14 protein-coding genes are annotated in these 12,983 nt (G+C 72.6%); 10 read left to right on the top strand and 4 right to left on the bottom strand.

Annotated features, from left to right (window positions below):
• Positions 1–5 precede the first annotated feature (5 nt).
• The 7 genes from ACFXPK_RS04950 (at position 6) to ACFXPK_RS04920 (ending at position 5,729) form a co-directional block, all read left to right on the top strand.
• Positions 6–338 carry a DUF5133 domain-containing protein gene (locus tag ACFXPK_RS04950; RefSeq protein WP_385071712.1) on the top strand — a complete coding sequence of 111 codons (333 nt, stop codon included), beginning with the start codon at positions 6–8 and terminating at the stop codon, positions 336–338.
• 31 nt (positions 339–369) lie between these two features.
• The gene (locus tag ACFXPK_RS04945) at positions 370–960 is read left to right on the top strand and encodes a helix-turn-helix domain-containing protein (protein WP_384997813.1); all 591 of its coding nucleotides are present in this window, start codon (positions 370–372) and stop codon (positions 958–960) included.
• Between the two features lie 77 nt (positions 961–1,037).
• Complete coding sequence (locus ACFXPK_RS04940; protein ID WP_385071708.1) at positions 1,038–2,003, top strand: NADPH:quinone oxidoreductase family protein; 966 nt, start codon at positions 1,038–1,040, stop codon at positions 2,001–2,003.
• Positions 2,003–3,223 carry an acyl-CoA dehydrogenase family protein gene (locus ACFXPK_RS04935; protein ID WP_385071706.1) on the top strand — a complete coding sequence of 407 codons (1,221 nt, stop codon included), beginning with the start codon at positions 2,003–2,005 and terminating at the stop codon, positions 3,221–3,223. The genes ACFXPK_RS04940 and ACFXPK_RS04935 overlap by 1 nt, the downstream gene beginning before the upstream one ends.
• Positions 3,220–4,407 carry an acyl-CoA dehydrogenase family protein gene (locus tag ACFXPK_RS04930; protein WP_384997807.1) on the top strand — a complete coding sequence of 396 codons (1,188 nt, stop codon included), beginning with the start codon at positions 3,220–3,222 and terminating at the stop codon, positions 4,405–4,407. Before ACFXPK_RS04935 ends, ACFXPK_RS04930 begins: the two co-directional genes overlap by 4 nt.
• Before the next feature lie 148 nt (positions 4,408–4,555).
• Positions 4,556–5,422 carry a phosphatidylinositol-specific phospholipase C/glycerophosphodiester phosphodiesterase family protein gene (locus ACFXPK_RS04925; RefSeq protein ID WP_385071703.1) on the top strand — a complete coding sequence of 289 codons (867 nt, stop codon included), beginning with the start codon at positions 4,556–4,558 and terminating at the stop codon, positions 5,420–5,422.
• 112 nt (positions 5,423–5,534) lie between these two features.
• Entirely contained in the window at positions 5,535–5,729 is a 195-nt protein-coding gene (locus ACFXPK_RS04920; protein WP_365816244.1) for a hypothetical protein, read from the top strand.
• 18 nt (positions 5,730–5,747) lie between these two features.
• Here ACFXPK_RS04920 and ACFXPK_RS04915 read toward each other — a convergent pair whose 3' ends face one another.
• The 3 genes from ACFXPK_RS04915 to ACFXPK_RS04905 form a co-directional block, all read right to left on the bottom strand.
• On the bottom strand, positions 5,748–6,122 hold the full coding sequence (locus ACFXPK_RS04915) for a DUF779 domain-containing protein (protein WP_384997802.1): 375 nt from the start codon (positions 6,120–6,122) through the stop codon (positions 5,748–5,750).
• Positions 6,123–6,228: 106 nt separating this feature from the next.
• Positions 6,229–7,263, bottom strand: coding sequence for an L-idonate 5-dehydrogenase (locus tag ACFXPK_RS04910; protein ID WP_385071700.1), 1,035 nt, complete (start codon positions 7,261–7,263; stop codon positions 6,229–6,231).
• Complete coding sequence (locus tag ACFXPK_RS04905) at positions 7,260–8,657, bottom strand: MFS transporter (protein WP_385071697.1); 1,398 nt, start codon at positions 8,655–8,657, stop codon at positions 7,260–7,262. The genes ACFXPK_RS04910 and ACFXPK_RS04905 overlap by 4 nt, the downstream gene beginning before the upstream one ends.
• A gap of 407 nt (positions 8,658–9,064) precedes the next feature.
• Between ACFXPK_RS04905 and ACFXPK_RS04900 the strand changes: the two genes are divergently transcribed.
• Both ACFXPK_RS04900 and ACFXPK_RS04895 read left to right on the top strand, forming a co-directional pair.
• On the top strand, positions 9,065–9,778 hold the full coding sequence (locus ACFXPK_RS04900; protein WP_385071694.1) for a GntR family transcriptional regulator: 714 nt from the start codon (positions 9,065–9,067) through the stop codon (positions 9,776–9,778).
• A complete protein-coding gene (locus tag ACFXPK_RS04895; RefSeq protein ID WP_385071691.1) occupies positions 9,775–10,503 on the top strand; it encodes an NUDIX hydrolase in 729 nt (242 codons plus the stop codon). Before ACFXPK_RS04900 ends, ACFXPK_RS04895 begins: the two co-directional genes overlap by 4 nt.
• Before the next feature lie 58 nt (positions 10,504–10,561).
• Here ACFXPK_RS04895 and ACFXPK_RS04890 read toward each other — a convergent pair whose 3' ends face one another.
• Entirely contained in the window at positions 10,562–10,972 is a 411-nt protein-coding gene (locus tag ACFXPK_RS04890; RefSeq protein ID WP_385071688.1) for a MerR family transcriptional regulator, read from the bottom strand.
• A 392-nt stretch (positions 10,973–11,364) separates the two neighbouring features.
• Here ACFXPK_RS04890 and ACFXPK_RS04885 point away from each other — a divergent pair, with 392 nt between their 5' ends.
• Entirely contained in the window at positions 11,365–12,870 is a 1,506-nt protein-coding gene (locus tag ACFXPK_RS04885) for a SulP family inorganic anion transporter (RefSeq protein WP_385071685.1), read from the top strand.
• Positions 12,871–12,983: the final 113 nt, after the last annotated feature.

Raw genomic sequence — 12,983 nt, 5'->3', positions numbered from 1 at the left:
TGGACATGCTGCTGCCCGACAGACATCTGGTCGCCGATCTCCTGGCCCGCTACCGGGCCTGGGAACGGCTGGTGCTCGCCGAACCGCTGGACGAGACCACCCGCAGACGGTTCGAGGATGTGGCGTACACGCTCTGCGTCCTGATGGGGCAGCGCACCGCCCGCGAGGCGATCTGGCAGGCGGAGGCGTATCTGCGCAGGATCCGGCCCGTCCCTCTCTTCCCCGAGCGGGCGGAGAGCGCCGCGCCGGGCCTCCGTGAAGAGGCGCCGGACCTCCGTGAGGACGCGCCGGGCCTCCGCGAAGAGGTGAGCGGCTCCGGGCGAGCGGTGCCGGATTGACAAACCGCTGTGCTGTTTCTGCAATGTACGGATGGACGAAGACTCTCCGCTCGACGACGTGCTGGACCAGGTGGGACCCCGGCTGCGCCGGATCAGGCGCGAGCGCGGGGCCACCCTGGGCGCTCTGTCCGCCGCCACCGGCATCTCCGTGAGCACCCTGTCCCGGCTGGAGTCGGGGCGCCGCAGGCCCAGTCTCGAACTGCTGCTGCCCATCGCCCGCGCGCACCGGGTACCGCTGGACGAACTGGTCGGCGCGCCCGAGGTGGGGGACCCCCGGATCCGCTCCAAGCCGATCGTGCGGGGCGGCCGTACGATGCTGCCGCTCACCCGTCAACCGGGCGGCCTCCAGGCGTACAAGATGGTGGCGGAGAGCTCCCCCGACCACTGCGACGACGAGCAGCGGACCCATGAGGGGTACGAGTGGCTGTACGTCCTCTCCGGGCGGCTGCGGCTGCGGCTCGGCGACCACGACATGGTGATGGGCCCGGGGGAGGCGGCCGAGTTCGACACGCGGGTCCCGCACTGGTTCGGCCCGGCAGGGGACGCGCCGGTGGAGTTCCTGAGCCTCTTCGGTCCGCAGGGGGAGCGCATGCATGTACGGGCCCGGCCCAAGACGTCCTGAGCGGGTGTTCCCAGCGCCACAAGCGACCGCTTAGTATGCCCAGGGACGTGGTACCGACCCCGTGTGTGGAGGCCCGAATGCTGGCATGGCGCGTGCACAGGAACGGCGAGCCCGCGGAGGTGATGCGGCTGGAGGAGACGGAGCGGCCGGTTCCGGGCGCCGGACAGGTCGGCCTGCGGGTCAGGGCGGCGAACATCAACTTCCCGGACGCCCTGCTCTGCCGGGGCCAGTACCAGGTACGGCCGCCGCTGCCCTTCACCCCGGGCGTGGAGATCTGCGGCGAGACCGAGGACGGCCGCCGTGTCATCGCCACGCCCGAGCTGCCCCACGGCGGTCTGGCCGAGTACGTCGTGGCCGCCGAGGACGCGCTGCTGCCCGCCCCGGAGACCCTTGATGACGCCGAGGCCGCCGCCCTGCACATCGGCTATCAGACGGGCTGGTTCGCCCTGCACCGCCGGGCCGCGATCCGGCCGGGGGAGACCCTGCTCGTGCACGCCGCGGCCGGTGGCGTGGGCAGCGCCGCCGTCCAGCTCGGCAAGGCGGCGGGGGCCACCGTCATCGGGGTCGCCGGCGGACGCAACAAGACCGCGGTGGCCAAGGAGATGGGGTGCGACGTGGTGATCGACCGCCGTACCGACGACATCGTCGCGGCGGTCAAGGAGGCCACCGGCGGCCGGGGCGCGGACGTCGTCTACGACCCGGTGGGCGGCGACGCGTACACCGCCTCCGCCAGGAGCGTCGCCTTCGAGGGCCGGATCGTCGTGGTGGGCTTCGCGAGCGGGACGATCCCGAGCCCCGCCCTCAACCACGCGCTGGTGAAGAACTACACCATCATGGGGCTCCATTGGGGGCTCTACCACGCCAAGGACCCCGCGTCGGTGAAGCGTTGCCACGAGGAGCTGACGGCGCTCGCGGCCCGGGGCGCGATCAGGCCGCTCATCAGCGAGCGCGTCGCGATGAAGGGCGGCGCCGACGCCGTGCAGCGGGTGGCCGACGGCACCACCACCGGCCGGATCGTCGTCCTGCCCGAGGGTGCCTCCTGATGACCGACGCCACGAACGACGCCGCCGAACTCCGCTCCCGTACCCGGAAACTGCTCGCCGAACATCCGCCGGCCACCACCGGACGCACCGAATTCCTCACCGCGCGCTTCGACGCGGGACTCGCCTGGGTGCACTACCCGGCCGGGCTCGGCGGACTCGACGCGCCCCGCGCCCTCCAGGCCGTCGTGGACGCCGAACTCGCCGCCGCCGGCGCACCCGACAACGATCCGCGGCGCATCGGCATCGGCCTCGGCATGGCCGCGCCGACCATCCTGCGGTACGGCACGCGCGCACAACAGGAGCGCTTCCTGCGGCCCCTGTGGGTCGGCGAGGAGGTGTGGTGCCAGCTCTTCAGCGAACCCGGAGCCGGCTCCGACCTGGCGGCGCTCTCCACCCGGGCCGTGCGCGAGAACGCCGCCGCGGGCGCCGCACCGGACTCCGGCGACTGGATCGTCAACGGCCAGAAGGTGTGGACGTCCAGCGCCCATCTCGCCCGCTGGGCCATCCTCATCGCCCGCACCGACCCCGGCCTGCCCAAACACCAGGGCATCAGCTACTTCCTCTGCGACATGACCGCCCCCGGCGTCGAGGTGCGGCCCCTGCGCCAGATCACCGGCGAGGCGGAGTTCAACGAGGTCTTCCTCACCGACGTCCGTATCCCCGACGCCCACCGGCTCGGCGCGATCGGCGAGGGCTGGAAGGTCGCGCAGACCACCCTGATGAACGAACGGGTCTCCATCGGCGGCGCCCGCCTGCCCCGCGAAGGCGGCATGATCGGCCCGGTGTCGGCCACCTGGCGCGAGCGGCCGGAGCTGCGCACCCACGATCTGCACCAGCGGCTGCTCACCCTCTGGGTGGAGGCCGAGGTCGCCCGGCTCACCGGCGAACGGCTGCGCCAGCAGCTCGTCGCGGGCCAACCCGGTCCCGAGGGCAGCGGGATGAAGCTCGCCTTCGCCCGGCTCAACCAGGAGATCAGCGGCCTGGAGGTGGAACTCCTCGGCGAGGAGGGCCTGTTGTACTCCGACTGGACCCTGCGCAGGCCCGAACTGGTCGACTTCACCGGGCGCGACGCCGGATACCGCTACCTCCGCTCGAAGGGCAACTCCATCGAGGGCGGCACCAGCGAGATCCTGCTGAACATCGTCGCCGAACGCGTCCTGGGCCTGCCCTCGGAGCCGCGCAACGACAAGGACGTCCCCTGGAAGGACCTGACTCGGTGACCACCCAGCCCGCCCCCGCTCCCCGGCCCGCACCGGCCGGCCCCTCCGGGACCGCCCCCGACCTGCTCTACTCGGACACCGAGGAAGAACTGCGCTCCGCCGTACGGTCGTTGCTCACCGACCGGGCCGACCTCCCGGCCGCCCTCGCCCGCGCCGAGTCCGGCGACCCCTACGATCCCGCCCTGTGGACCTCGCTCACCGCCGGGATCGGCGCGGCGGGTCTGCTCGTCCCGGAGAAGCTGGGCGGCCAGGGCGCGAGCCACCGCGAGGCCGCCGTCGTCCTGGAGGAACTGGGCCGGGCCGTCACCCCCGCGCCCTACCTCACCAGCGCGGTGGTGGCGACCGAGACCCTGCTCGGCTGCGACGGGGAGTCCACCGACTCCACGGATGTCGCGGGGCTCCTCACCGCGTTGGCGAGCGGACTTCGCACCGCCGTCCTCGCGCTGCCCCTCACCACCGCCCCCGACGCCCCGCTCCCCTTCGCGGAGGACCCGGCCGGAACCGGGCACGCGCAGGAGACGGCGGTCACGGTGAGCGCCGTCGCCGACGCCGTACGCGCCGACGTACTGCTCGTCCCGCGCGCCGACGGCCTGTACGCCGTCGAGACCGCGTCGCCCGCCGTCACCGTCGAGCCGCTGACACCGCTCGACCTGACCCGCCCACTCGCCACCGTCACGGTCGCGGCCGGCAGCGGCGTCCGGATCGCCGACGCGGCCACGGCGGAGAGCGCCGTACGCCGCGGACTGCTGGCCGGGGCCGGGCTGCTCGCCTCCGAACAGCTCGGCATCGCCGCGTGGTGCCTGGAGGAGACCGTCCGGCACACCCGCGAACGCCACCAGTTCAACCGCCCCGTCGGCTCCTTCCAGGCGCTCAAGCACCGTATGGCGCAGCTCTGGCTGGAGGTCGTCTCGGCCCGTGCCGCCGCCCGCAACGCCGCCGACGCCCTGGCCACCGGCGACCCCGGGGCGCCGCTCGCCGTGGCCGTCGCCCAGGCGTACTGCGGGCGCGTCGCCGTCCACGCCGCCGAGGAGTGCGTCCAGCTCCACGGCGGGATCGGGATGACCTGGGAGCACCCCGCGCACCTGTACCTCAAACGAGCCAAGTCCGACGAGAGCGCGCTCGGTTCACCCGGCCTCCACCGCGAGCGCCTGGCCGGACTCACGGAGCTGCCAGGACCGGAGTGACCCCGGCGGCGCCCGGAAAAGCCCCCTCCGGACATGGCTGAATCGCGGATGGCGGGCGGACGAACACTGCGCGGCACGGCCCTGATCCGCCCCTGACAGGGCGATACTCGCCAGGACCGTGCCCGTCGCGTCCCGCCCCGGAGGCATCATGGCCCTCACCACCCGCCGCAGAGCCGTCGCCACGCTCACCGCCGCGCTCGCGGGGGTCGTCGCGGCCCCCGCGTACGCGCGGGCCGACTCCAGGTCCGGGGGCGGCCACACCCCCCGTCCGCTGCGCCACGCACACGCGCACAACGACTACCTGCACCCGCGCCCGCTCCTCGACGCGCTGGCGCACGGATTCACCAGCGTCGAGGCCGACATCTTCCTGGTCGACGGCGAACTGCTGGTCGCCCACGAGGCCACCGAGCTGGACCCGTCCCGCACCCTCGCCTCGCTCTACCTCGACCCGCTCGCCGCCCGGGTGCGCGCCCACCGCGGCTCCGTGTACCGCGGTCACCGCCGGCCGGTGCAACTGCTCATCGACATCAAGACGGACGGCGCCGCCACCTACGCCGAACTCCACCGCCAACTCACCCGCTACCGACCGATGCTGACCACCTACGCCCACGGCTCGGTACGCCCCGGCGCGATCACCCCGGTCATCTCCGGCGACCGCGCGGCCCGCGAACCGATGGAGGCGCAGCGCGTGCGGTACGCCTTCTACGACGGGCGGCTCGACGACCTCGGCACCGCCGCGCCCGCCTCCTTCGTACCGCTCATCAGCGGCAACTGGACCCAGAGTTTCACCTGGCAGGGCGTGGGACCGATCCCCGCGGCCGAACGCGCCGAGCTGCGCCGGATCGCGGACACCACCCATGCACACGGGCAGCGGCTGCGTTTCTGGTCCACCCCGGACACCCCGGGGCCCGCGCGGGACGCCCTCTGGACCGAACTCCTCGCCGCCGGGGTGGACCACCTCAACACGGACGACCTCGCCGGCCTCGAACGCTTTCTGCGTACCGCGCGTCCGTAACCCCGCGTCAACCACCCGTACGGCGGACACGCCAGTCGGCCGAACCGGCCCCCTCCTCCGCCACACTGGCGGCCGAAAGCCGCGATTCCCGTGCGGCGGAGGAGGTTTGGCGATGGCCATTTCGATTTCAGTGGTGCTGCTTCTGGCGATCCTCGCGGTGGTCTTCCTGCGCAGCGGCGGGCTGAAGTTCTCGCACGCGCTGGTCTGCGCCCTGCTCGGATTCTTCCTCGCGGGTACGAGCATGGCGCCGACCATCGCCAACGGGATCTCCACCACCGCCGGCGTGGTCAGCAGCCTCAACCCCTGACGGGGCGGCGCGGCGCGCTCACGCCCCGGCCAGCCGCGAACGGATCAGGAAGCGCACCCCCTCGGGTGCCTCCAGCGAGAAACCGCTGCCGCGCCCCTCCACCACATCGACGATGAGCCGGGTGTGGCGCCACGCCTCGTACTGGCTCACCGACATCCAGAACGGGACGGCTTCGGCGACGCCTTCGACCTCCAGCGACTGGAGCAGCACGTCGGAGCCGCCGGTACGGAACTCGCCGTCCAGGTAGCACATGGGCGCGCTGCCGTCGCAACAGCCGCCCGACTGATGGAACATCAACGGCCCGTGGTCCGCCCGCAGCCGCCGGATCAACTCGGCCGCCGCGGGGGTCACCTCGACCCGGGGCGTTCCGGGGGAACTCACTTCGTCCGTCATCGCGCCGCCGCTTCTGCAGAAGGGAACCGGCCGGAAGGAGACCGGCCGGCGCGCTCCGAGGCCGCGCGGGGTCGCACCGCGGCGCGCCCCCTCGATTATGCTCCGGTCATCCGTTTCCGCCGAGTCTGAGCATCACCTTGCTGCTGCCGCTCGCGCGATCCGCGGCGACGGCCAACGCCTCCCCGGCCCGGTCGAGGTCGAAGCGGTGACTGATCACGGGGGAGACGTCCAGACCGTCCCGCATCGCCAGCAGCGCGTCGTCGATCTCCTCCACGAAGCGGTACGAGCCGACCCAGTTGATCTCCCGGGTGACCAGGTCGCCGAGGGCCGCGGAGACGGCGGCGCCCGGCAGGTTCCCTACCTGGACGAGCGTGCCGCCGCGCGCCGTGGCCCGCAGAACGGGGCCGAGCGCCGCCGGGGCGCCGGACGCCTCGAAGGCCACCTCGACATCGTCGGGGAGCGTGGCGCCGGAGCCGAGGTCGCGGGTCTCGTCGGCGCCCATGGAGCGGGCGACGGCGAGCGAGGCCGCGGAGAGGTCGGAGGCGATCACCGCGGCGGCGCCCCGGTGCCGCGCCGCGGCGACGACCAGCGCCCCGATCGGGCCGCAGCCGTTGACCAGCACCGTCCTGCCCCGGATGTCCCCGGCGCGGTGCACGGCGTGCAGCGCCACGGCGAGCGGTTCCGCGAGGGCGCCGCGCTCGGTGTCCACGCCGTCGGGCAGCGGCCGTATCTGGGCGGCGCGCACCACCCGGTACTCGCTGAACCCGCCGTCGGTGTGCGGGTCGAAGGCCGCGGAGCCGAAGTACCGGATCCGCGGGTGGAGGTTGGTGCGTCCGGCGATCCGGTCGGGCAGCGGACCGTTGCCGACCGGTTCGGCCGGGTGCACGGTGACCGCCTGGCCGATCCGGGCACCGTCCACGCCCTTGCCGGTCGCGGCGATCCGGCCGGCGACCTCGTGGCCGAGCACCAGGGGATGCGAGAGCGCGGCGGTCCCGGACGCCCCGTGCTTCCAGTAGGCGACGTCGGAGCCGCAGATCCCGCCCCACTCCAGGGCGAGCAGGACCTCCCCCTCGCCCGGTACGGGATCGGGGCGCTCGTCGATCCGCAGATCACCCGCGCCGTGGACGACGACGGCCCTCATACGGCGTCCTCCAGCCGGACCAGGTCGCGCCCACGGGTCTCGGGGGCGAGGTACGCGGACACCAGGGTGATCAGCGAGTAGACGACGAGCATCGCGGCGATCGGCCACCAGCTCCCGGTGACGGCGGTGAGGGTCGCCGCGACGACCGGACCGATGGCGGTGGCGAGGATGCCGCCGATCTCCTTGGAGAGGGCGAGCTGGGTGAAGCGGGTCCGTGAGCCGAACAGTTCGGCCATCGTGACGCTCTCCAGCGAGAACAGACCGAGGACACCGACGTTGAGGCCGACGACCATGCCGAGCATCAGCGCCGAGGTGGTGCCCGAGGTGATGAGCAGCATCATCGGGAACGCGAAGGCCATCGTCAGCAGGGTGAGCGCGATGTACATCGGGCGGCGTCCGAAGCGGTCGCCGAGCAGCCCGACCAGCGGCACGGTCAGGAAGCCCAGCAGCGAGCCGTACACGATCGCGTCGGTCGGCACCGAGCGTTCGGCGTGCAGCGTCGTGGCGATGTAGCCGACGAGGAAGGTCTGGATCAGCCCCGAGTTGCCCGCCTGACCGAACCGCAGCCCGAGGGCGAGGAAGAACGCCTTGCCCTTGCGCTGGCGGATCCCGGCCTCCAGGACTCCCTCCTGCTTCCGGTCCAGCGAGGAGTCGACCAGGGCGGACTCGACCTCGGTACGGGTCATGGCGACGCCGTCCACCACGTCGGGCCGCTCCTCGAACACCGGGCTTTCCTTGAGGTTGCCGCGCAGCCACACCGCGAAGATCATCAGCAGGAAGCTCAGCAGGAAGGGGAGGCGCCAGCCCCACGAGAGGAGCTGCTCCTCGCTGAGCACGCCGAGCAGGATCGCCCACAGCCCGGACGCGGCCAGGGTGCCGGAGTTGGTGCCGAGCGACACCAGCGAGGAGACCAGGCCCCGGCGTCTGGCGGGGGCGTACTCGGCGAGCATGACGGTGGCCCCGGCGATCTCGGCGCCGGCCCCGAAGCCCTGGACGAGCCGCAGGGCGACCAGCAGGATCGGGGCGAGGATTCCGATCTGCGCGTAGGTCGGCAGGGCGCCGATCAGCGTGGTCGAGGCGCCCATCAGCAGGATGGTGAGGAACAGGACCTTCTTGCGCCCGATCCGGTCGCCCATCCGCCCGAAGTAGACGGCTCCGGCGAGCCGGGCGACGTAGCCGACGCCGTAGGTCGCCATGGCGGCGATCAGACCGATCGCCGGGCTGACATCGGGGAAGAAGATCTTGTTGAAGACGATGGCCGCCGCCAGCGAGTAGAGCTGGAAGTCCATGAACTCCATCGCCGTACCCAGCCAGCCTGATACGGCGGCCTTGGTGAGATCACGCGTCGTTCTCGTCGCGGGGCCCGTGGGCTCCGTCCGAGCGGTGTCCGTCATGGGAACTCCGTTGTTCGGGGAAGTGCTGGGGGGTGCTGTCGGGGAGGGGTGGCGGGAGTACGGGGCTCCCGCCGAGGCGGGCGAGCAAGCGGATGGGCGGGGGTGGGGACCAGGGTCAGGCGCCCATGGCCCGGCCCGTCGCCGTGACGCGCGGGGCGGCCGGGATCCGCGGTGCGAGGGCGTCGTACACCCCGGCGGTTCGGGTCGTGCTCACAGTCCTGCTCCTTCGAAGGTCCGTACGCGGCCGGCCCGCCGGTTCACACCCCGGACAACTGGCCGACACGGCTGGTATACAAGCACTGGTCGGCCAGTGATGCAATACTCGTGCCACATCGGACGACACCCTCGTCACGGCACAGCGCCATCGACCGGGCACAGGCCGTGTCAGCGCCCGATACGATGAGCGCATGGCCCGATCGAACCGGCAGCGGACCAGTCGCCGCGCTGTCTACGAGACGCTGCGGCACAAGGTGCTGACCCTTGAGCTCCCCCCGGGAGCGGCGCTGTCCGAGAACGAGCTGGCGGCCTCCCTCGGAGTCAGCCGCACGCCCGTCAGGGAGAGTCTGATCCTGCTCTCCCACGAGGGTCTGGTCCAGGTCTTCCCGCAGGTGGGGTCCTTCGTCTCACGCGTCGACCCGGCCAAGGTGGCCGACGCCCAGTTCCTCAGGGAGGCCGTCGAACTGGCCTCCCTGGACGACCTCCCGGCGGAACTCGACCCGCAACTCGTCGACGTCCTGCGCGAGAACCTGGCCGAGCAGCAGCGCCCCGGCCTCGCCCTGGAGGAGTTCTTCGAGCTCGACGAGGCGTTCCACCAGGCCATCCTGCGGCTGAGCGGGCACGGCAGCGCCTGGGCCACCGTGGTCTCGGCCAAGGGCCACCTCGACCGCGCGCGCCGTCTGGGCCTCTACGACACCGCCTCACCGGCCGGCTTCGCCACCCAGCACGTCGAGATCTTCGAAGCGGTGCTCGCCGGGGACGTCTCCCTGGCCCGCACCGCCATGCGCACCCACCTGCGCGCCGTCTTCGACGACGTCGAACGCATCCGGGCCCGCTCGCCCGAACTCTTCGCCACGGACTCGGGCGCGATCCCGGTACGGCGCAACATCGCGGTCTGGGAATGATCTCGCAGCGCACCCCGGAGCTCTTCGAACCGGGCCGGCTGCGCTGCGTCGAAACCGTCCTGCCCGTCCTGTCGGCGGCCGAACGGCTGGCCATGGACGAGCGCTGGGCCGAGGCGGTCCTGGCCAACCCGCACCTCTTCGACGGTCCCACGGTGGCGGGCGCGGGGCTGGACCGGGACGGGCCGGACGGCCTGGTCCTCACCTGGGCGCGGTCGACGTACCGCCGCCGTGTCCTGCGCCGGATCCCGGGCGCGCCCCGGGTCTCCTCCGTCTTCGTCTGTGTCGTCCAGGCGGCGGACGACGGACGGCTGATGGTGGGCCGGATGGCGCCGTGGACTGCCTCTCCCGGCCGGCTCCAGCTTCCCGGCGGCTCCATGGAACCGCCACCGCCCGGAGAACCGCTCGACCTGGCCGCGCTCCGGCGCCACGCCGCCCGCGAGCTGGTCGAGGAGACGGGCCTCGGCGCGCCCTCCGAGGAGCTGACCCTCTGGCTGGTCACCCGTGGCGAGAACGGAAGTATCGGCTTCCACTTCCGTGCCCCGCGCCGCCCCGCCGCGCTGCTGTACGAACGGTTCGCGGCCATGGCGGCGGCGGAGCGTGCCCTGGGCCGGGAGCCGGAGCTGGAGCGGATCGCCCTGATCCGTTCCGAGGCCGGGCCGGCCGGCCTCGACGGGCCCCGGGCGGACTATCTGGGGCCGGTCGTACGCCGCCACCTGCGGGACTGACAGCTCCGGCCGGGCCGCGGCGGCCCGGCCGAAGGTGAAGAACCGGCGAAGGGCCGGGTCAGGGCCGGGTGTCCGCGGCACGCTCCAGCCGTGTGCGCAAAGTGGCGGCGAAGTCCTCGGCGCGGCCCAACTGCTTGCGCAGATCGGCGACGCGCTCGGCGGCGGCCTGCTCGAAGGCGCGGACCCGCTCGACCAGTTCCCGGTGTTCCCCCTCGGGCAGCCCGCCGTCGGCGTCCAGCCGGTCGGTGGCGTCCAGCAGATCGCCCATCTGCTCCAGGGTGAAACCGAGCGGCTTCATCCGGCGGATCACCATCAGACGGGCGACGTCCTTCTCCGTGTAGAGCCGGAACCCGCCCTGGGAGCGGGCGGAGGGGACGACCAGGCCGGTCTCCTCGTAGTGCCGGATCGTGCGCAGGGAGAGCTCGGTCCGCGCGGCGACCTCGCCGATCTGCATGTGCTTGCCGTCCACGCCTGTGCTCCTCCGGGCCCTCGTCCTCCCGGCGGAGCCGCGCCCGCGCGACGCCCGCCGATCTCTACCCTAACGTTAGGGTAGAGTTGCTGACGGCGAGGGCCCTTCAGGGGGCTCCCGCCGCTGCCGTGTCGGGGCCACCACGCCCCTGGCGAAGATCCGATTCTTGCAGGAGAACCGCGTGCGCGAGCCCAGGACGCCCGCCGCCGCCCCCTGCCCGCCGTGAGGCCCCGCCTCCGTAACCGGACTCCGGGCGCGGCGCCGCGCCCTCCGACCGATACCTCCGGCCCGCTCCCCGGGCCGCCCGCGGGGAGCCGACCCGGCTTCTCCGCGTCCTCCCGTAGGCCCCGGCCCGCCGTTGGGCGTGCCCGAGACGACAGGTTCCCTCTCCCGTGTCCTCCGCCTCCGCTCTCTCCCCGGCCGCGCGCCTGCGCGGTCTGAAGCCCGACTGGCTGACCGATCCGAAGGTGTGGCGCACGGAGGTGCTGGCCGGCCTGGTGGTCGCGCTGGCGCTGATACCCGAGGCGATCTCGTTCTCGGTCATCGCCGGGGTCGATCCGGTGCTCGGACTGTTCGCCTCGTTCACGATGGCCGTGGTCATCTCGGTGGTCGGCGGCCGACGGGCGATGATCTCCGCGGCGACCGGGGCCGTGGCCCTGGTGATCGCCCCGCTCAACCGGGAGCACGGGCTCGGTCATCTGATCGCGGCCGTCATCCTCGCCGGGGTCCTCCAGGTGATCCTGGGCGCGCTCGGGGTGGCGAGACTGATGCGGTTCGTCCCGCGCTCGGTCATGGTCGGCTTCGTCAACTCACTCGCCGTCCTGATCTTCATGGCGCAGGTGCCCGAGATGCGGAACGTGCCGTGGGCCGTGTACCCGCTGATCGCCGGGGGCCTCGCCCTCATGGTGTTCTTCCCCAGGGTCACCACCGTGGTCCCGGCTCCGCTCGTCTCGATCGTCGTCCTCACCGTGATCACACTGGCCGCCGGGATCGCCGTACCCACCGTCGGCGACAAGGGCGCCCTGCCCTCCGCGCTGCCGGTGCCGGGCCTCCCCGACGTGCCGTTCACCCTCGACACCCTGGTGACCGTCGCCCCGTACGCCCTCGCCATGGCGCTCGTCGGTCTGATGGAGTCGCTGATGACCGCGAAGCTGGTCGACGACATCACCGACACCCGCTCGAACAAGACCCGTGAGTCCGTCGGTCAGGGCATCGCCAACATCGTCACCGGATTCTTCGGCGGCATGGGCGGCTGCGCCATGATCGGCCAGACGATGATCAACGTGAAGGTTTCCGGGGCCCGTACCCGGCTGTCGACCTTCCTGGCCGGCGCGTTCCTCATGGTGCTGTGCGTCGTGTTCGGTCCGGTCGTCTCCGACATCCCGATGGCGGCCCTGGTGGCCGTCATGGTCATGGTGTCGTTCGCGACCTTCGACTGGCACTCGATCGCCCCGGGGACGCTGCGGCGGATGCCGGCCGGTGAGATCGCCGTCATGGCTGTCACCGTCGTGTGCGTGGTCGCCACCCACAACCTCGCCGTCGGTGTCGTCGTCGGATCCGTCACCGCCCTGGCCGTCTTCGCCCGGCGGGTCGCCCACCGCACCACGGTCACGGCCGCCACCGGCACCGACGGCGCCGCCGTCTACCGGGTGACCGGGGAGCTGTTCTTCGCCTCCTCCGACGACCTGGCCGGCCGGTTCGACTACGCCGGCGACCCCGACCGGATCGTCATCGACCTCTCCGACGCCCGTGTCTGGGACGCCTCCTCGGTCGCCGTGCTCGACACCGTGGAGAGCAAGTACGCCCAGCGCGGCAAGACCGTCGAGATCACCGGACTCGATCAGGCGGGCACCCGTCTGCACACCAGGCTCAGCGGCGAACTCACCGGTGGGCACTGACCGGCCCCGCACCGTACGACGGCCGCCCCCCAACCCACAGCACCCCGGCGGCCCTCAAGATACCGGATCACTACCCTACCCCAAACGCGCGACTGCCCACACCCCCCCCCGCC

It is taken from the genome of Streptomyces sp. NPDC059142, assembly GCF_042755665.1.
In the GTDB taxonomy this organism is placed as follows: Bacteria; Actinomycetota; Actinomycetes; order Streptomycetales; family Streptomycetaceae; genus Streptomyces.
The sequence above is the reverse complement of the archived record's forward strand: the minus strand, read 5'-3'. Positions and strand labels throughout refer to the sequence as shown.